This window comes from Pseudomonas sp. CFBP13508, from assembly GCF_005233515.1.
Taxonomy (GTDB): Bacteria; Pseudomonadota; Gammaproteobacteria; order Pseudomonadales; family Pseudomonadaceae; genus Aquipseudomonas; species Aquipseudomonas mercuritolerans.
In genome coordinates, this window is sequence record NZ_QFZZ01000004.1 from 341,617 (window position 1) to 357,936 (window position 16,320).

18 protein-coding genes are annotated in these 16,320 nt (G+C 60.2%); 10 read left to right on the top strand and 8 right to left on the bottom strand.

Annotated features, from left to right (window positions below; translation table 11 throughout):
- Positions 1 to 18 precede the first annotated feature (18 nt).
- Both PspCFBP13508_RS13730 and PspCFBP13508_RS13735 read right to left on the bottom strand, forming a co-directional pair.
- Positions 19 to 537: a phage infection protein gene (locus tag PspCFBP13508_RS13730; RefSeq protein WP_137214812.1), complete on the bottom strand. Its 519-nt coding sequence runs from the start codon at positions 535 to 537 to the stop codon at positions 19 to 21.
- Positions 538 to 661: 124 nt separating this feature from the next.
- The gene (locus tag PspCFBP13508_RS13735) at positions 662 to 1,231 is read right to left on the bottom strand and encodes a chorismate mutase (RefSeq protein ID WP_130912851.1); all 570 of its coding nucleotides are present in this window, start codon (positions 1,229 to 1,231) and stop codon (positions 662 to 664) included.
- A 199-nt stretch (positions 1,232 to 1,430) separates the two neighbouring features.
- On the opposite strand from PspCFBP13508_RS13735, the gene PspCFBP13508_RS13740 reads away from it, so the two are divergent.
- From PspCFBP13508_RS13740 to PspCFBP13508_RS13755, 4 genes are all read left to right on the top strand, one after another.
- Positions 1,431 to 2,789 carry an MATE family efflux transporter gene (locus PspCFBP13508_RS13740; protein ID WP_137214813.1) on the top strand — a complete coding sequence of 453 codons (1,359 nt, stop codon included), beginning with the start codon at positions 1,431 to 1,433 and terminating at the stop codon, positions 2,787 to 2,789.
- 88 nt (positions 2,790 to 2,877) lie between these two features.
- Positions 2,878 to 3,903, top strand: a complete 1,026-nt coding sequence (locus PspCFBP13508_RS13745; RefSeq protein WP_137214814.1) for an acyltransferase — start codon at positions 2,878 to 2,880, stop codon at positions 3,901 to 3,903.
- A gap of 62 nt (positions 3,904 to 3,965) precedes the next feature.
- On the top strand, positions 3,966 to 4,523 hold the full coding sequence (locus PspCFBP13508_RS13750) for a YceI family protein (RefSeq protein WP_137214815.1): 558 nt from the start codon (positions 3,966 to 3,968) through the stop codon (positions 4,521 to 4,523).
- An 87-nt stretch (positions 4,524 to 4,610) separates the two neighbouring features.
- The gene (locus PspCFBP13508_RS13755) at positions 4,611 to 5,297 is read left to right on the top strand and encodes a GNAT family N-acetyltransferase (RefSeq protein WP_137214816.1); all 687 of its coding nucleotides are present in this window, start codon (positions 4,611 to 4,613) and stop codon (positions 5,295 to 5,297) included.
- A gap of 61 nt (positions 5,298 to 5,358) precedes the next feature.
- Here the strand turns inward: PspCFBP13508_RS13755 and PspCFBP13508_RS13760 are convergent, their stop codons facing one another.
- Positions 5,359 to 5,799, bottom strand: coding sequence for a hotdog fold domain-containing protein (locus tag PspCFBP13508_RS13760; protein ID WP_137214817.1), 441 nt, complete (start codon positions 5,797 to 5,799; stop codon positions 5,359 to 5,361).
- 160 nt (positions 5,800 to 5,959) lie between these two features.
- On the opposite strand from PspCFBP13508_RS13760, the gene PspCFBP13508_RS13765 reads away from it, so the two are divergent.
- The gene (locus PspCFBP13508_RS13765; RefSeq protein ID WP_137214818.1) at positions 5,960 to 6,592 is read left to right on the top strand and encodes a TetR/AcrR family transcriptional regulator; all 633 of its coding nucleotides are present in this window, start codon (positions 5,960 to 5,962) and stop codon (positions 6,590 to 6,592) included.
- A 216-nt stretch (positions 6,593 to 6,808) separates the two neighbouring features.
- On the opposite strand, the gene PspCFBP13508_RS13770 is transcribed toward PspCFBP13508_RS13765, so the two are convergent.
- Positions 6,809 to 7,933, bottom strand: coding sequence for a P1 family peptidase (locus tag PspCFBP13508_RS13770; RefSeq protein WP_137214819.1), 1,125 nt, complete (start codon positions 7,931 to 7,933; stop codon positions 6,809 to 6,811).
- A gap of 73 nt (positions 7,934 to 8,006) precedes the next feature.
- Positions 8,007 to 9,110 carry a polyamine ABC transporter substrate-binding protein gene (locus tag PspCFBP13508_RS13775; protein ID WP_137214820.1) on the bottom strand — a complete coding sequence of 368 codons (1,104 nt, stop codon included), beginning with the start codon at positions 9,108 to 9,110 and terminating at the stop codon, positions 8,007 to 8,009.
- 111 nt (positions 9,111 to 9,221) lie between these two features.
- On the opposite strand from PspCFBP13508_RS13775, the gene PspCFBP13508_RS13780 reads away from it, so the two are divergent.
- Positions 9,222 to 10,001 (top strand): helix-turn-helix transcriptional regulator, encoded by a 780-nt coding sequence (locus tag PspCFBP13508_RS13780; RefSeq protein ID WP_137214821.1) that lies wholly within the window; start codon positions 9,222 to 9,224, stop codon positions 9,999 to 10,001.
- Positions 10,002 to 10,122: 121 nt separating this feature from the next.
- On the opposite strand, the gene PspCFBP13508_RS13785 is transcribed toward PspCFBP13508_RS13780, so the two are convergent.
- Positions 10,123 to 11,064, bottom strand: a complete 942-nt coding sequence (locus PspCFBP13508_RS13785; protein WP_137214822.1) for a class I SAM-dependent methyltransferase — start codon at positions 11,062 to 11,064, stop codon at positions 10,123 to 10,125.
- Positions 11,065 to 11,262: 198 nt separating this feature from the next.
- Between PspCFBP13508_RS13785 and PspCFBP13508_RS13790 the strand changes: the two genes are divergently transcribed.
- The 4 genes from PspCFBP13508_RS13790 to PspCFBP13508_RS13805 all read left to right on the top strand — a co-directional run bounded on the left by PspCFBP13508_RS13790 (position 11,263) and on the right by PspCFBP13508_RS13805 (position 13,980).
- Positions 11,263 to 11,676: a response regulator gene (locus PspCFBP13508_RS13790; RefSeq protein WP_016775233.1), complete on the top strand. Its 414-nt coding sequence runs from the start codon at positions 11,263 to 11,265 to the stop codon at positions 11,674 to 11,676.
- Between the two features lie 56 nt (positions 11,677 to 11,732).
- Entirely contained in the window at positions 11,733 to 12,401 is a 669-nt protein-coding gene (locus PspCFBP13508_RS13795) for an HAD-IA family hydrolase (protein ID WP_137214823.1), read from the top strand.
- Positions 12,402 to 12,750: 349 nt separating this feature from the next.
- The gene (locus tag PspCFBP13508_RS13800) at positions 12,751 to 13,548 is read left to right on the top strand and encodes an SDR family oxidoreductase (RefSeq protein ID WP_137214824.1); all 798 of its coding nucleotides are present in this window, start codon (positions 12,751 to 12,753) and stop codon (positions 13,546 to 13,548) included.
- A gap of 21 nt (positions 13,549 to 13,569) precedes the next feature.
- Positions 13,570 to 13,980 (top strand): SRPBCC family protein, encoded by a 411-nt coding sequence (locus tag PspCFBP13508_RS13805; RefSeq protein ID WP_137214825.1) that lies wholly within the window; start codon positions 13,570 to 13,572, stop codon positions 13,978 to 13,980.
- Positions 13,981 to 14,122: 142 nt separating this feature from the next.
- Here PspCFBP13508_RS13805 and PspCFBP13508_RS13810 read toward each other — a convergent pair whose 3' ends face one another.
- Together PspCFBP13508_RS13810 and PspCFBP13508_RS13815 are read right to left on the bottom strand one after the other, a co-directional pair.
- Positions 14,123 to 15,517 (bottom strand): HAMP domain-containing sensor histidine kinase, encoded by a 1,395-nt coding sequence (locus PspCFBP13508_RS13810; protein ID WP_123442155.1) that lies wholly within the window; start codon positions 15,515 to 15,517, stop codon positions 14,123 to 14,125.
- Positions 15,495 to 16,178: a response regulator transcription factor gene (locus PspCFBP13508_RS13815; RefSeq protein WP_016775228.1), complete on the bottom strand. Its 684-nt coding sequence runs from the start codon at positions 16,176 to 16,178 to the stop codon at positions 15,495 to 15,497. The genes PspCFBP13508_RS13810 and PspCFBP13508_RS13815 overlap by 23 nt, the downstream gene beginning before the upstream one ends.
- Positions 16,179 to 16,320 lie beyond the last annotated feature (142 nt).

A 16,320-nucleotide genomic window follows, 5' to 3' on the forward strand; every position in this document is an offset into this window, starting at 1 on the left:
TGCGGTCATGCAGTAGATTCATGCAACGCGGCGCTCGATCAGACGATCAGAGCCACCTTCAGCAACGCGGCGTTCGAGCAGACGATCCGAACCACCTTCAGCAACGCGGCGTTCGATCAGACGATCCGAACCACCTTCGGCAACACGGCGTTCGAGCAGACGATCCGAACCACCTTCGGCAAGACGGCGTTCGATCAGTCGATCTGAACCGCCTTCAGCAACACGGCGTTCGATCAGTCGATCTGAACCGCCTTCAGCAACACGGCGTTCGATCAGACGATCAGAGCCACCTTCGGCAACGCGGCGTTCGATCAGACGATCAGAGCCACCTTCGGCAACGCGACGTTCGAGCAGACGATCCGAACCACCTTCGGCAACACGGCGTTCGAGCAGACGATCCGAACCACCTTCAGCCAGACGGCTTTCGATCAGCTTGTCCGAGCCGCCTTCAGCGACCAGGGTGTGAGCAGGCGTTACTGCAAAAGCGTTAACTGCGAAAACCGAGAAAGCGATGCCGAGAAGGGTTTGGCGTTTCATGATCGTGTGCTCCAGAAAGTTGTTTGTTTGTCTGGAGCCGATGTTACGCCGCGCAGTTTTTATGAGAACTTCATTGACGTGATGGTGAACATCGACGCCGATGATGTTTGCCAGGAGCGTTGATTCAGAGCGCTTTTGCCCGGATGCACAACTCGCCGCTGGCACGAATCAGCGCCAGGTCGTGCAGCAAATCGGCGGCCAGACCGTTGCGGACATCGGCCAGCCATGCTGGGCAATTCGGATCCTGGCGATAGGGCGCGAAGGCGGCGTACTGCTGCAACAAGCGCTTTTGCAGTTCATCCAGGCGCGGGCGGATCTGTTTGCCCAGATCCGGACGCGGTGTGTCCGGTGCAGCACCTGCCGCTTGCCATTGCGCGAGCAGACCGTATTGCACCAGTTTGTTCGCTTCCATCTGTGCGGCGATCAGTTGCGCGACGTCGTCCGGATCGAGTTTGTGTTCGGTGGCCAGAGTTCGGGCATTGGCGATGACCTGCGCCTCGCGCGGGCTGTCCTGAATAGGCTTGCCGCTGTCCCATTTGGTCAACGCAACCAGATCACCGATGCTCAGGCGTTCATTCAAAGTGGCCAGTAGCGGTTTCAATGAAGCAGGCGCCGCTGCGGGTTCGGCCGCCTGAGCGTAGGCGGCCGACAGAGCGAGGAGGGAGCCAAGCAGAAAATTTGCAACGTTACGCATGAACCGAGCCTCAATAGTACGTGTCGACAGAGTCGCTGATTTACCACAGCCGCAACACTGACACAAAGCGATGCACGGCATTTACACAAATGCAAAACAGACAATCAACACCGTCTGGAAATGTTGATTGCACGCTGCACGCAACTCACCGAAGCTATCGTCAATCAGGCCTGCCGCCGTCGAGATGGACCTCCATTCAATGCAAAGCGCCACCTTCGCCAAACCGCTCTGGCAAACCTATCTGCTGTTTCTCGCGCCGATGGTGCTGTCGAACTTCCTGCAATCGATGTCCGGGACGGTCAACAGCATCTACATCGGCCAGATGCTCGGCACTCAAGCGCTGGCGGCAGTGTCCGGCATGTTCCCCGTCGTATTCTTTTTCATCGCCCTGGTCATCGGCCTTGGTGCTGGCGCGGGCGTGTTGATTGGCCAGGCGTGGGGCGCGCGCGAAACGCATATGGTCAAGGCGATCGCCGGGGCGACGTTGCTGCTGGGGGTGTTGATCGGTCTGGTTGCCGCAGTGCTCGGCACAGTGTTCGCGCGCCAGGCACTGACTGGGCTGGGCACGCCGATGGATGTACTCGACGACGCGGTGGACTACGCCCACGTCATGTTGTGGATTCTGCCATCGCTACTGGTATTCGTGCTGTTCACCCAATTGCTGCGTGGTGTCAGCGATACGCTGTCGCCACTGCTCGCGCTGATCGTGTCCACCGCCGTGGGGCTGGCGCTGACGCCGGCGTTGATTCGCGGCTGGCTGGGTTTGCCGCCATTGGGCATTCAGAGCGCGGCGTATGCCGGGCTGGCGGGGAATCTGTCGGCGATGGCGTGGCTGGCCTGGCGGCTGATTCGCAAGGGCCATCCGCTGGCGCCGGATCGAGAGTTCTTTGCCGCGCTGCGACTGGACCGGGTCATTCTCGGCAAGGTCCTGCGCATCGGCCTGCCAACCGGCGTGCAGATGATCGTGCTGTCGTTATCGGAGCTGGTGATTCTGGCACTGGTCAACCAGCACGGCTCGCAAGCGACGGCGGCCTATGGCGCAGTCACCCAGATCGTCAACTATGTGCAATTCCCTGCGCTGTCGATTGCGATCACCGCCTCGATTCTCGGCGCCCAGGCCATCGGCGCCGGGCATCTGCAACGCATGGGGCCGATCCTGCGCACCGGGCTGTTGATCAATGTGTGCCTGACCGGTGGCCTGATTGTGCTGGGTTATCTGTTGTCGCACTGGTTGCTGGGCCTGTTCCTGACCGAGGACTCGACCCGGGCGATGGCCGAGCATCTGCTGCACATCATGCTCTGGAGCCTGTTGGTATTCGGCTTCCAGGCCATCATCGGCGGGATCATGCGCGCCAGCGGCACGGTACTGGTGCCGGTGGTCATCTCGATTATTTGTGTGGTCGGCGTCCAGTTGCCAGCGGCTTACTGGCTCGACGGGCAGTTCGGTTTGCAGGGTGTGTGGATGGCGTTTCCGGTTGCCTACCTGGGAATGCTGATTTTGCAGACCCTCTACTACAAGCTGGTCTGGAAGCATCAGAAGATCGAGCGGTTGGTCTGAGCACTGCGGATGAACATTTAACTGTTCTGCCGCACAAAAGCATCGTAGCGTATGCGCCCACAACAATAAGGACATTACGAGGGTTGAAGTGGGAGCTTATCGACTGCTGTTGGCCGTACTGGTTGCTATATCTCATATGGGCAAAACCTTCGCTGGGCTCAACCCTGGCGTGATCGCCGTCATTTCGTTCCTGATCATCAGCGGATTCGTGATGACCTCGCTGATCGAGCGAAACTACCCCGAGCCGAGGAAGATCGGTTTGTTCTATGTCGATAGGGCGCTAAGGCTGTATCCGCAATTTCTGGTCTACTTCGTCGCCTCGTGTTTGGTTGTTTATCTCCTGTTGCCCGGTACACCCCAAGCGGCCGAGCTGACATTGAAAACCTTGTCCACCAGCCTGCTGATGTTACCGCTCGGTTATTACATGTTCGGCGTCGGCGGGACCGAGATCCTGCCACCGGGCTGGTCGCTGGGGCTGGAAATGAGTTTTTATCTGCTGATCCCGTTTCTGCTGATTTTCAAAGCGCAGGGTGTTGCCTTTGCGGTATCGGTCGGGATTTTTCTGCTGGCGTGCCTTGGCTTTATCAATACCGATATCTATGGATATCGTTTGCTGCCGGGAGTGTTGTTCATCTTCCTGTGTGGCTGCTATCTGTACCAACGCAATATCAGAGCACTGGTCGTTGTCACCGGCACAGCCGTTGCGGCGGGACTGCTGTTTGTGGCGATCATGCTCGGATGGATCGAGCGTCGTCCCTTCAATGCCGAAGTCACTCTCGGTATCGCCGTGGGCATTCCTTTGGTCTACCTGTTGACCAGACTCAAGTTCCATCGGATGGACGAGTTCCTGGGCAACATCAGTTATGGCGTGTTTCTCAACCACTTTGTGGTGATGTATCTATTGCGAGGTTTTTGGCCCGTCGCGTATGACGCCAACGTTGTCGGAGCAGTGCTGGCGTTGTCATTTGCCTGCAGTGGTGTGACGTATTACTGCGTCGAGCGCCCAGCGCTGAAATTGCGTCACCATTTGCGCAGGGGGACCAAGCAGCGTTCGGTTCAATCGCGCAGCGCCGAGATGATTGAATCCCCTGTGCGTGAGCGTGAACTGGCATAACGCTCTGCTGTTTGCTTAAGTCAACCAAGGCCCTCGATGACACACGCCGCCCGGAGAATTCCATGACGTTGCGATTGCTGCTGGTTGCCGCGTTTACCTCGTGCGTCATGGCCGGTGCGCAGGCGGCTGAATATAACCGGGTCAACACCAGCGCCAGCCAGATCAGCTTCACCTACCAGCAGATGGGCTCGCGAATGTATGGCACTTTCGGCAAGTTCGAGGCGGCTCTGGATTTAGATACCGAAAACCTTGCCAACGCCCGCACCACCTTGCATATCGACCTGAGCAGCATTGACGCCGGCAGCGAAGACGCCAATACCGAGCTGGTGAAACCCGCCTGGTTCGATACTGAAAAATTCCCGCTCGCGGTATTCGAGTCCCGACGTTTCACCCAGGTGGCCGAGCATCGTTACCAGGTCGCCGGTCAGCTCACGCTCAAGGGCATCACTCGCGAGGTCGAGGTGCCGGTGGAGTTGAAACCGGACAACGCCATCGGCATCTTCGACGGTGAACTGGTGCTCAACCGTGAGGAGTTCGGCCTCGGCGCAGGAGAGTGGGCTGACAGCGTGGTGTCGAGGGACATCAACATCAAATTCAGGGTGGTGGCGCCACAACAGTGACGGTTCAATAGATCCGGCACGGTATGATGTCGCGGTTCGTCGACGGCTCTGATCATCGGCAACGTTTTTTATCGCCGGAGTTTGCCCATGCCACGCATCACCCACTACACCTCCCCATGCCCGGAAAGCGTCAACAGCCAGATCCTGCAAATGGTCGTCGATTACCTGACCGACATCAGTGCGGTCGGCCTCGGCCCGAGCAATCTGCTGTACAACGTTTATCAGTACGCGGTCGGTTATGAGGTGCATCTGTATCTCGAGGCGTTGAACGGCCAGAAGGGCACCGAGGTGGAATTGCTGGTGGCCACAAACGAAGAAGACCCGGAGCAAGTCATCGGATTTCTCATCTGTCTACCGGTGCAGGGCGATTGGGAGGCGTGCAGCGTCGCGTACATGGCGGTGCGTGAAGGTCATCGGCGTCAGGGTGTGGCGCGGGCGATGCTCGCGGACATGGTCGGGCGCTACCCGCATGCGGAACTGGCCTGCAGCATTGGCAAGGTACCGTATTTCGAGGCACTGGGTTTTGAAGTGATCGGCCAGCGCGAAACCCAGGTGCTGATGAGTACGCGGCATTACCGCAGCAACGGCCTGCGCGGGTTCATCGACACCACGCCGATCTATCGCTCGCTGGAAGTGCAGCAGATTCACACCTATCTGCTGCAGAAGAACGGCAAGCGTGCGATGCTCGATGCGGAAAAACAACGCGACCGCCATCTGGACCAGACCAGCCGCCAGGTAGAAGAGTTTGTCCGTCAGCGCCTGACCTTGCACTGAGCCCACCGACAGAAAGCCCTTGCTGCATATTCCCCAGCAAGGGCTTTTTTGTGCCTGCTTCTCAACCGAGCTTGACGTTCATGGTGATACGCGCGGTGAAGACTTTTTTACCCTCGCAATCGTGAATGTCGACGTTGACTACCTTGTCGCCATCGCTTTGCCAATCCACACCTTCAGCGCTGGCCACAGCGGTGACGTCGGTCTTCGCCTTGGCCAGATATTCCACGGTCATGCCTTTGGGAATCCAGCGCGCGCCGGCCGGGATCGACACGTCGGTCATCATTCCGCCGGCCAGTTCTGCCGCGTTGCACATGGCGATCGCGTGCACCGTGCCGAGGTGGTTGGTGATTTCCTTGCGAAACGGCACGTGCACGGTGGCGGCATTCGGGCGCAACTCGGAAATCAGCGGATTGATGCTGCTGAAGTACGGGGCGAACTGGCAGGCCATTTTGCTGAATGCATCCGGGCCGACGCTGTTGAACATGCTGAGAGATTGACTCATGGGAAGCCTCGCTGGGTAGTTTGCAGAATGATGTTCCGTTACAGAATAATGTTCTGTAACGGAACGGTATTCTGTTCACGGCAAATCTGTCAACCTAGGCGCGATTTGTTCACGGGCACGTGACGCCCTTTATCAACCACCGTTTTTGGACCCCAGCAGCATGGACACCGCCGATCTATTGGAACGCAGCTACCCCGGCCGCCGCGCCGAACTCAAACGCGATATCTTTCACAAGGCCCTGAGCCTGTTCAACGAACAGGGGATCGAGGCCACCACCATCGAAATGATCCGCGCCGAATGCGACACCAGCGTCGGCGCGATCTATCACCATTTCGGCAACAAGGAAGGGCTGGTCGCGGCGCTGTTTTTCACCGCGCTGGAGGATCAGGCGCGTTTGCGTGATGCGTATCTGGACGCGGCCGATACCACTGAAAAAGGCGTGCAGGCGCTGGTCTTCAGCTATGTCGACTGGGTCGAGCAACAGCCGCAGTGGGCGCGTTTCCAGTACCACGCGCGGTTCGCCGTGACCAAAGGCCCGTTCAAGGACGAGCTGGCCGAGCGCAACAAGACGCGCAACCTGCGTCTGCGCCAATGGCTGACGCAATCGGGTCGCGCCGCCGAACTTCAGGATTTGCCTGCCGAGCTGCTGCCATCGCTGATCATTGGCCAAGCGGACAGCTACTGCCGAGCCTGGCTGGCAGGGCGAGTGAAAGGCAGCCCGAGTGCCTATCGCGAAGTGCTCGCGCAAGCGGCATGGCGTTCGATTCGCGCCGAAGGTCTCGCCGAGAACTGAAATACGCAGACAAAAAAAGAGCCTCAAAGCTCTTGATGGGGAGGAAGTAGAGCCCGTGAGGCTCAAGAGGCGTGTGAAGCAAGGCGTGGGCTTGATTGGGGTTCAGAACACCCACGCCTACGCAGCGCCGGATCAATCCAGTCACCGCGTAGCTTCATCCTAGGAGCGTGCAACGGACGACTCAAGTACCGCCAGTCGTCCTTGCACAATGCCGGTTCACGCCGGGCGCGACCCTGGCCAACCCGATTTTGCCAGTGCCGCCAAAAGCGTTTGCGCATCCAGGCCCGGCACCGAATGGCCGTTGCCCTCGCTGCTGTCGCTGGCGAGCAGGGCATTGATGATCGCTTCTTCAACGGCTTCGGTCGCGGCCAGGAACAGCTCGCTGATGTGGTCGTTGTTGACCATGCGCAAACCGTCGCAGGTGGCTGCGCGTTTAGCCTCGTAAGCCGCAGGCGGGACGTGATCATTGCCAGTGGCGAAGGCAATGAAGATGTCGCCGCTGTGGTCTTCGTTACCGCCGCCGGTACGCGCCAGGCCCAGGCTGGCACGCTGGGCCAGACGCGTGCATTGATGGGGCAGCAGCGGCGCATCAGTCGCCAGGCAGACGACGATCGAGCCCATGCCCGGGTGCGGCAGCGCTGCCCGCAGGAACGGTGAATCCTTCTGTTCCATATAGCGCCCGACCGGGTAACCATCGACGCGTAATTCACTGCGAATACCGTGGTTGGCCTGCACGATCGCGCCAACGGTCCAGCCACCTTGGGCAGCACTCAAACGTCGCGATGCGGTGCCGATACCGCCCTTGAACTCATGGCAGATCATGCCGCTGCCACCGCCCACCGCACCTTCGACTACCGGCCCATCCACGGCGCCGTTCAGTGCCTCGGCGACATGCTCGGGTTTGACGTGAAAGCCGTTGATGTCATTGAGCAGTCCATCAAAGGTCTCCAGCACCACCGGCATATTCCAGTAAAGCCGCCCGTCATCCGGCTGCTGCTCTCGGTCCAGCACAATCAGCGCATCCCGCACCACACCCAGGCTGTGGGTGTTGGTAAAGGCAATCGGACTGGTCAGCAGACCGGCCTCGCGAATCCATTCCAGGCCGGTCGCATCACCGTTGCCATTGAGTACATGCACGCCGGCAAAGCACGGTTGCTGGCTGGTCGAGCCGGGGCGCGGCTCGATCAGCGTGACGCCAGTGCAGATGTCACGGCCGCTGCTGCTGCGACCGCGTACATTGCTGTGACCGACGCGCACGCCTGGCACATCGGTGATGGCGTTGAGCGGGCCGGGTTGCATCTGGCCAATGAGGATATCGAGATCACGGGCACGCGGATTCATAAGATTCAGTCTCTTGATTCAAAAGGTCGGGCGGCTTACCGCTCGGATGAGGCAGGCAGATTTCTTGCGCGGGTTACTGGCCGTTCTTGACCTTGCTCCACACCCGCGTACGCACGCGTTCGACGGCTTTGGGCAAGGGTTCGAGGGTGTAGAGGGTGGCCATGGCGGCAGGGGACGGGTACACCGCCGGGTTGTCGCGAGTGGCTGCTGCCACCAGCGCTGTCGCGGCGCGATTGCCGTTCGGGTACGACAGGTGATCACTGACCGGCGCGATTACCTCGGGCCGCAGCAGGTAATCGATAAACGCCAGGCCTTGGGCGCGATTGGGGGCGTCCTTGAGCAGCACCAGAGTGTCGAACCACACCGGTGCGCCTTCCTTGGGCAGGCTGTAGGCGATCTTTACGCCGTTATTGGCCTGCTCGGCGTTGGTCTTGGCTTCGAGCATCGCCCCGGACCAGCCAACCGCCACGCAAATGTTGCCGTTGGACAGATCGCTGATGAATTTCGAGGAGTTGAAGTAGGCGATGTGCGGACGCAGCTTGAGCAGCAGTGCTTCGGCTTTTTTGTAGTCCTCGGGATCGGTGCTGTTCGGCGGCAAGCCCAGGTAATGCAGGGCGACCGGCAGCATTTCCGACGGCGAATCGAGCATCGCCACGCCGCACTCGCCCAGTTTGGCCAGATTGGCCTCGTTGAACAGCAACTCCCAGGAATCCACCGGCGCTTTGTCACCCAGCGCGGTGCGGACTTTGTCGACGTTGTAGCCGATGCCGTTGGTGCCCCACAGGTAAGGCACGGCGTACTGATTGCCCGGATCATTGGCCGCGAGTTTTTTCAGCAGCTCGGGGTCGAGGTTCTGCCAGCGTGGCAGTTGATCGCGAGGCAACGGGGCGAGGGCGCCGGCCTTGATCAGGGTCGGCAGGCTGAAGTTGCTCGCCACTACAACGTCGTAGCCGCTGCGGCTGGTCATCAGTTTGCCTTCGAGCACTTCGGCGCTGTCGAAGGTGTCGTACACCGGCCGGATGCCGCTGTCGCGCTGGAAATCATGCAGCGTGTTCGGCCCGATGTAGTCGTACCAGTTGTAGACGTGCACGCTCGGTACGTCTGCCGCCATGGCAGCCGAGGAGAGACAAAAACAGGCCAGCAGGCCCGGGTTGATAGATCCACGGTGACGACGCATGATGCGGCACTCCTGGCCTGTCGCAGGCCGGTGATGAACTGGAGTGGTCAGGCTAACGGGCCGGTCACACCAGCCCCATTCCCATCATGGGTTACTCGAAAGGGGTAGAGCGTGGACGCGTTGTTGCAGGAATTGCCGGTGCATCAGAGTCTGGCACGGGTATTTTCCCACCTCGGGCAGGACGGTTTCTGGCGCGCGCTGGTCGACACCCTGCGCCTGCTGGTGCCGCTGGACAATGCCCTCGTCGCGCTGATGCAGGCCGGCCAGCCGCCGCATTTGTTGATCGACTTCGACAGCAAGGGCTATGCCGACGATCAGCAAGAGCTGGCCGGCTATACCGCCGGCATGTACCTGCTCGATCCGTTCTATCAAGCCGCCGTCAGCGGGATCAGCGACGGCCTGCATAGCCTGGCGTCCGTTGCGCCGGACCAGTTTCTGCACAGCGAGTACTACCAGAGCTACTTTCGTGCCGTGGTGGGCGAGGATGAACTGCAGTTTCTGATCAACGTCGAAGGCGCGGTACTCGGCTTGTCCCTGGGCCGCTCGAGCGCGTTTGGCATGGCCGAGCATGGCCGACTGTTGTGCGTTCGTGACTGGGTATTGGCGGCGATGCATCGCCACATGCAGTTGCTGCCGCCGCAAGGGCCGGTGGCCGAAGCGGTGGTGGGTGATCTGGCGACGCTGCTGGACCGTTTCGATGCCCGGCTGACCGCACGCGAGATCGACACGGCGCGCCTGATCCTGCAGGGCTTTTCCAGCAAGGCGATGGCCCAGCAGATGGGGATTTCGCCGGAGACCGTGAAAGTGCATCGACGCAATCTCTATCACAAACTCAATGTCACCGGGCATGGTGAGTTGTTTGCGCTGGTGCTGCGGCCGACGGCTTTTTGATCAACGCAGAACTTGTGTGGGAGTGAGCCTGCTTGCGATAGCGGTGTATCAGTCAGCAAATTTTTGTCTGATGTGCCGCTTTCGCGAGCAGGCTCGCTCCCACAGAGGGGTTTCTGGTGTTTCAGCTGATGCGCTGGAAGACCAGGGCTTTCAGGCCGCTCTCTGGATCGATATCGGGAAACTCCGGCGGGTTGTCCAGCCGATGCTCGAAGCGCAGGCTCGGCGCTTCCTGGGTCACGCCATCAATCAGAAAGTCGGAACCGAACGACGGGTCGTTCATGCACGCCAGCACGGTGCCTTGCGCGGTTAGCAGTTCCGGCAAGCGGCGCAACACTCGTTGATAGTCCTTGGTCAGCAAAAAGCTGCCTTTCTGAAACGACGGCGGGTCGATGATCACCAGATCGTACGGGCCGCTGTTGATCACCTTGCCCCAGGACTTGAACAGGTCGTGGCCGAGAAAGCTGACCTTGCTCAGGTCGTGGCCGTTCAAACGGTGATTGTCGCGACCTCGGCTCAGGGCCGCGCGGGACATGTCGAGATTGACCACATGGCTGGCGCCGCCCTCGATTGCCGCTACGGAAAAACCGCAGGTGTAGGCGAACAGATTCAACACCCGCTTGCCCGCCGCTTGTTCGCGCACCCAGTTACGTCCGTAGCGCATGTCGAGAAACAGCCCGGTGTTCTGCTTGCGTCCCAAGTCGACGCGGAACTGCAAGCCACCTTCGATGATGGTCATTTCCTCGATTTCCTCGCCGATCAGCCATTCGGCCGTGCTTTGCGGCAGATAACGGTGCTGGATCAGCAAAGTGTGCGCGCCGGATTGCTGCCATTCGGGCGAGGCGGCGAGTTGCAGCAGCGAATGCCGCAAATCCTGCAGTTGCTCAGGCGCCGGTTCCTTGAACAGCGACACAAGCACCACACCCTGCAACCAGTCCACGGTCAGTTGCTCCAGCCCCGGCCAGCAGCGTCCGCGCCCGTGAAACAAACGACGGGTTTCGCTGGGTGCCGCCGCCAGTGCAGGCAGCAAGTGGGCGTGGAGGGTGGCGAGGGCTTCAGGATTCATGGATTACGGTTCGGCCGTTCAAAGGGCCGGCATTTTAACCACAAATGAAGGTTTTCGACGGGCGCTGCGCTTCGAAAAACAACACCTTGGCGAAATCTGCTGTATCAAAAGTGAATTTCTACAAGGCGCGCTGCTCATACCTGATAAGCAGCGGATTCAAACCGCTTATCAAAAATGTAATTCGGGGGAGTGCTGTTCATGTGCCCTACACCTACGTCGAGCGCGCACCTTCCTGGCGGGTTGATTCTGGTTGTCGAGGACGATCCGTTGATTCTGGAGTTTCTCTGCGAAATTCTCCAGGAGGAAGGGTTCAAGGTCGAACCGCAAACCAGCGCCGACGCCGCCTCACTGTATCTGGAAAAACATGCAGCCGATGTTGCGCTGCTGCTGACCGACATCACCATGCCCGGCACGCTTAACGGCGCGGACCTGGCCAATCTGTTCGGCGATCGCTGGCCGGAAAAACCGGTGATGGTCATGTCCGGCTATGAAACGCCTGAGACCTCAGGGGTCAAGCATTCGGTGGCTTTCATCAAGAAGCCGTGGGCGATAGGTCAATTGCTCGACTGTGTGGAAAGTGCGTTCAAATCCAAGGCCCCGCAGTTGCACTGACAAGTGCTACATTGCCGGGCCAGCCTGCCCGGCCAACTGTCAGAGGATTTGCTCTCTTGTCTGCACATGCATCGGTTTTTGATCGCGCGTTCGGCGCGTTCCTGTTCGACATGGACGGCACCGTCCTCAACTCCATCGCCGCCGCCGAGCGCATCTGGTCAGCGTGGGCGGTGCGCCATGGCGTTGATGTCGAGACGTTTTTGCCGACCATCCATGGCGCGCGGGCGATCGACACCATCACCCGGCTGAATCTGCCGGGGCTGGATGCCGAGGAACAGGCGGCGTTCATCACCGCAGCGGAAATCAATGACGTTGAAGGCATTGTCGAGATTCCTGCGGCGGCAGCCTTTCTCAACGCTCTGCCGAAAAATCGTTGGGCCATGGTGACGTCGGCGCCTCGCGATCTGGCGTTGCGGCGGATGGCGGCGGCGGGGATTCCGCAGCCGGCGGTGATGATCACGGCGGAAGATGTGAAGGCTGGCAAGCCTGATCCTGCGGGGTATCTGCTGGCGGCGAAAAAGCTCGGTGTCGAGCCGGCGGATTGCCTGATTTTCGAGGACGCTGCCGTCGGTATTCAGGCTGCGGAAGCGGCGGGCGCTGCACTGATGATCATCACCACCACGCACCAGCACCCGATCGAAACGACGCATGCGACGTTAGCCAGTTACGATGCGATCGGCGTCAGGGTCGGCGCCGATGGTCTGCTTCGTCTGACGGAAATCTGATCTGTTCCGAAATTCCCCTCACCCTAGCCCTCTCCCGGAGGGAGAGGGGACTGACCGCGTTGTGCCGGGTCAACCGCCGACCTGAAAGATAGAGGCGATTATGGATTCAGAGAAAGTCTGGCATGGCACATACTCTCCAATATCTCCCAATCGGTTCCCTCTCCCCCGGGAGAGGGCTAGGGTGAGGGGCTACGGTCTGCCAGACACAGGGGATCGTCGATCAAACAACATCCCCGTCACCGGTCGGCAGCTCAACCATGCCGGCAATATCGCAACTACGCTGATCCATGCTTCTGAAATCGTCGCCAAAGTCGAGCGCGGTGGAACTCCTTGCTAATGAGGTAAACGCATGAAGATCGATCTGAGTGGAAAGCTGGCCATTGTCAGCGGCAGTACCGGCGGCATCGGTCTGGGCATCAGCCAGTCGTTGGCCGAAGCCGGGGCGACGGTGGTGGTCATCGGTCGCGACACGGCCAAGGTCGAGCAGGCGCTGGCGAGCATACGCGAAGCGGTGCCCCGCGCGCAGTTGCGTGGTCTTACCGCCGATCTGGGCACGGCCGAGGGCGCGGAAAAGCTTTTCGCCGCCGAACCGCGCGCGGACATTCTGGTCAACAACCTCGGCATCTTCAACGACGTCGATTTCTTCGAGACACCCGACAGCGAGTGGACGCGCTTCTACGAGGTCAACGTGATTTCCGGCGTGCGTCTGGCGCGGCATTACGTGCCGGCGATGGTCGAGCAGGGTTGGGGCCGGGTGATCTTTCTGTCATCGGAATCCGGCGTGGCGACGCCGGCTGACATGCTCAATTACGGCGTGACCAAAAGCGCCAACCTCGCGGTGTCCCACGGCCTGGCCAAACGTCTGGCTGGCACCGGGGTCACGGTCAATGCGATCCTGCCGGGGCCGACTTTCACCGATGGCCTGCAGGACATGCTCAAGGACGCGGCCGCCGAATCCGGGCGCGACCTGCGCGACGAAGCCGACGCCTTTGTGCGCAAGGCCCGTCCGACCTCGATCATCCAGCGCGTAGCGGATGTTGCGGAGGTGGCGCATCTGGTCACTTACATTGCTTCACCGCTGTCCTCGGCCACCACAGGCGCGGCGTTGCGCGTTGATGGCGGTGTGGTCGACAGCCTGACTATCTGAATTTTCCGAAAGAGAGGTTTTATGCCAACAGCATCCGCAACCATCGACATCCCGGCCTCGGCCGATCAGGTCTGGCAATTGATCGGCGGCTTCAACACGCTGCCGGACTGGCTGCCATTGATTACCAACAGTGAACTGAGCGAAGGCGGGCGGGTGCGCACGCTGAAAACTGCTGACGGGGGTGTGGTCGTCGAACGTCTGCAGACATTCGATAACGCCGCAAAAACCTACAGCTATTCGATTGAACAGGCACCGTTTCCGGCCAGCGATTATCTGGCGACGATCAAGGTTGAAGCCCAGGGGCAGGGCTCGCGTGTGACGTGGTCGGGGCGCTTCAATGCGCTCGGCGTGAGCGATGAAGAAGTGGTGGCGTTGTTCAATGGCATCTACCAGGGCGGGCTCGAAGCCTTGCGGGCGAACTACCCGACCTGATTGATTCACACAGCGCCTATGAAGCATGGGACTTCCTGTGGGAGCGAGCCTGCTCGCGAAGGCGTCAGGTCAGTCAACATTGCTGTGACTGAACCACCGCATTCGCGAGCAGGCTCGCTCCCACAGGGTGGATTGCATTCCCTCAGGCCTGGCTGATCAAACTCTGCCGACAATCCAGCACCAGTTTCGCCCCGCCCAGATCGCTGCTGCCGACTTCAAGACTGAAGCCATGCAAGCTGACAATCGCCGCGACGATCGATAGCCCCAGTCCAAAACCACTTTGTGGCTGGCCGCCCTCGGTGCGATAGAAACGCTGGAACACCGCCTCACGTTCCGCCTCGGGAATCCCCGGTCCTGAGTCGTGAACCTCGATCCGCGTCTGCCCATTCGCATTGACACCACGCAACATCACCGTGCCGCCGGGCGGGGTGAATTTGATCGAGTTGCTCAGCAGATTCGCCAGCGCTTCGAACAGCAGCGCGCGGTCGCCGTTGAGCGGCGGCAGTGTCTCCGGCATGTTCAACTGAAAGCGCAGATCGCCTTCCTCGGCCAGCGGCAGATAGAACTCGTGCAATTCCTCCAGCAAACGCACCGGATCAAGTTCGACGAAACCTGAGCGGCGCTGGCGATCTTCCAGTTCGGAAATCCGCAGCAAGCCGCGAAAGCGCGCCATCAGCGTGTCCGCCTCAGCCAGTACCAGATCCAGTTGCGCCGCTTCCTGCGAACCTTCGCCGGCCTGTTGCTGCATGCGATACAACTGCGCGCGCAAGCGGGTCAGGGGAGTGCGCAAGTCGTGGGCGATGTTGTCGCAGACGCCTTTGACCTCGTTCATCAAGCGCTCGATGCGCTCGAGCATGGCGTTGACGATGGCGGCGAGCATGTCCAGTTCATCGCGGCGATTGGACAGCGGCAAGCGGTGTGTCAGGTCGCCGGCAACGATGGCCTGGGCGCTGTTCTGGATCGCGCGGATGCGCTGCAACGGTCGACGCCGCAGCAGGTGCCAACCGGCGACCCCGGGAATGATCGTCAGCGACACGCCCCAGAACAACGCGTGCAAGATGATCCGCGTCACCGCGAACAGCGAGCCGTTGTCACGCAGCAGCACCAGCCAGCGACCGTCGCGAGTCTGGGTGGCCACGGCATCGCAGCTGTCGCTCGGCAGGGTCGGGTCATCGGAATCGGCGCACTCGGCGAGCATATGGATCTTGCCGTCGAGCGGCAGTCCTTCGGGAATTTGCTGAAGTGCGCCGCCCAGGTAAACGCCGTCAGCGCTGAACAGACCATAGGCGTCGATACCACGAATATCGAAGGTCATGCTGGCGGCGAGGGCGTCTTCGAGTTGCTCGCCGCGAAAGTGCGAAAACAGGTGCTGGCGTTGCATCAACGAATGTTTGGCCAGTTTGTCGAGGTAGCCGGATACCTCGTAGTACATGACCCCCATGAGGATCGCGCTCCACGCCACGAACAGCGAGCTGTACAGCGCCAGCAAGCGGCTGCTGGACGAGCGCCAGCCGTCAGACGGGTTCGGCAATGACATAGCCGGAGCCCCGTACCGTGCGGATCAGCGGAACGTTGCCGGCTGCGTCGATCTTCTTGCGCAGACGGCCGATGTGCACGTCGATCAGGTTGGTGCCCGGGTCGAAGTGATAACCCCAGACCTCTTCGAAAATCATCATCCGCGAGAGAATCTGGCCGCTGTTGCGCATCAGGAACTCGAGCAGTTTGTATTCGGTGGGCAACAGCGTCAGCACCTGCCCGGCGCGGCGGGCTTCATGGCTGATCAGGTCGAGTTCGAGGTCAGCGACGTTTAACGTCGTGGCCTGGGTGGCGACGCTGTTCTGCCGGCGCAGCAAAACCTCAACCCGCGCGGCCATTTCATCGGTGGCGAACGGCTTGGTCAGGTAGTCATCGCCCCCGGCGCGCAAACCGCGCACGCGCTCATCGACATCGGAGAGGGCGCTGATCATCAGAATCGGCGTCGCGACGCCCATGGTGCGCAGCGTGGTGACAATGGCCAGGCCATCCAGCTCGGGCAACATGCGGTCGAGGGTGATCAGGTCGTAGTTACCGCTGACGGCACGGTCCAGGCCTTCGCGGCCATTGTCGACCCAGTCAACGTCCAGCCCGTGGCTGCTGAGTTCGGCAACGATTTCCCGCGCGGTCACGGCGTCGTCTTCGATGGTCAAGATACGAGTCATAGGCAGGCCTGCTGATCGGTTCAAACGGAATGGCAGCATTTTGCCAAGAATTTACCGTGACGCTTTAAATTAACTTTCATCTTCGTCGCGACGGTGAATCGGAACTGATCGGATTTGCCAGTCATTCATCAATGCAGAAAAC

Bases quoted from the DNA above. Each gene is read 5' to 3' on its own strand.
- PspCFBP13508_RS13730 (WP_137214812.1), bottom strand. From the start codon at position 537: ATGAAACGCCAAACCCTTCTCGGCATCGCTTTCTCGGTTTTCGCAGTT.
- PspCFBP13508_RS13735 (WP_130912851.1), bottom strand. From the start codon at position 1,231: ATGCGTAACGTTGCAAATTTTCTGCTTGGCTCCCTCCTCGCTCTGTCG.
- PspCFBP13508_RS13740 (WP_137214813.1), top strand. From the start codon at position 1,431: ATGCAAAGCGCCACCTTCGCCAAACCGCTCTGGCAAACCTATCTGCTG.
- PspCFBP13508_RS13750 (WP_137214815.1), top strand. From the start codon at position 3,966: ATGACGTTGCGATTGCTGCTGGTTGCCGCGTTTACCTCGTGCGTCATG.
- PspCFBP13508_RS13755 (WP_137214816.1), top strand. From the start codon at position 4,611: ATGCCACGCATCACCCACTACACCTCCCCATGCCCGGAAAGCGTCAAC.
- PspCFBP13508_RS13760 (WP_137214817.1), bottom strand. From the start codon at position 5,799: ATGAGTCAATCTCTCAGCATGTTCAACAGCGTCGGCCCGGATGCATTC.
- PspCFBP13508_RS13765 (WP_137214818.1), top strand. From the start codon at position 5,960: ATGGACACCGCCGATCTATTGGAACGCAGCTACCCCGGCCGCCGCGCC.
- PspCFBP13508_RS13770 (WP_137214819.1), bottom strand. From the start codon at position 7,933: ATGAATCCGCGTGCCCGTGATCTCGATATCCTCATTGGCCAGATGCAA.
- PspCFBP13508_RS13775 (WP_137214820.1), bottom strand. From the start codon at position 9,110: ATGCGTCGTCACCGTGGATCTATCAACCCGGGCCTGCTGGCCTGTTTT.
- PspCFBP13508_RS13785 (WP_137214822.1), bottom strand. From the start codon at position 11,064: ATGAATCCTGAAGCCCTCGCCACCCTCCACGCCCACTTGCTGCCTGCA.
- PspCFBP13508_RS13790 (WP_016775233.1), top strand. From the start codon at position 11,263: ATGTGCCCTACACCTACGTCGAGCGCGCACCTTCCTGGCGGGTTGATT.
- PspCFBP13508_RS13800 (WP_137214824.1), top strand. From the start codon at position 12,751: ATGAAGATCGATCTGAGTGGAAAGCTGGCCATTGTCAGCGGCAGTACC.
- PspCFBP13508_RS13805 (WP_137214825.1), top strand. From the start codon at position 13,570: ATGCCAACAGCATCCGCAACCATCGACATCCCGGCCTCGGCCGATCAG.
- PspCFBP13508_RS13810 (WP_123442155.1), bottom strand. From the start codon at position 15,517: ATGTCATTGCCGAACCCGTCTGACGGCTGGCGCTCGTCCAGCAGCCGC.
- PspCFBP13508_RS13815 (WP_016775228.1), bottom strand. From the start codon at position 16,178: ATGACTCGTATCTTGACCATCGAAGACGACGCCGTGACCGCGCGGGAA.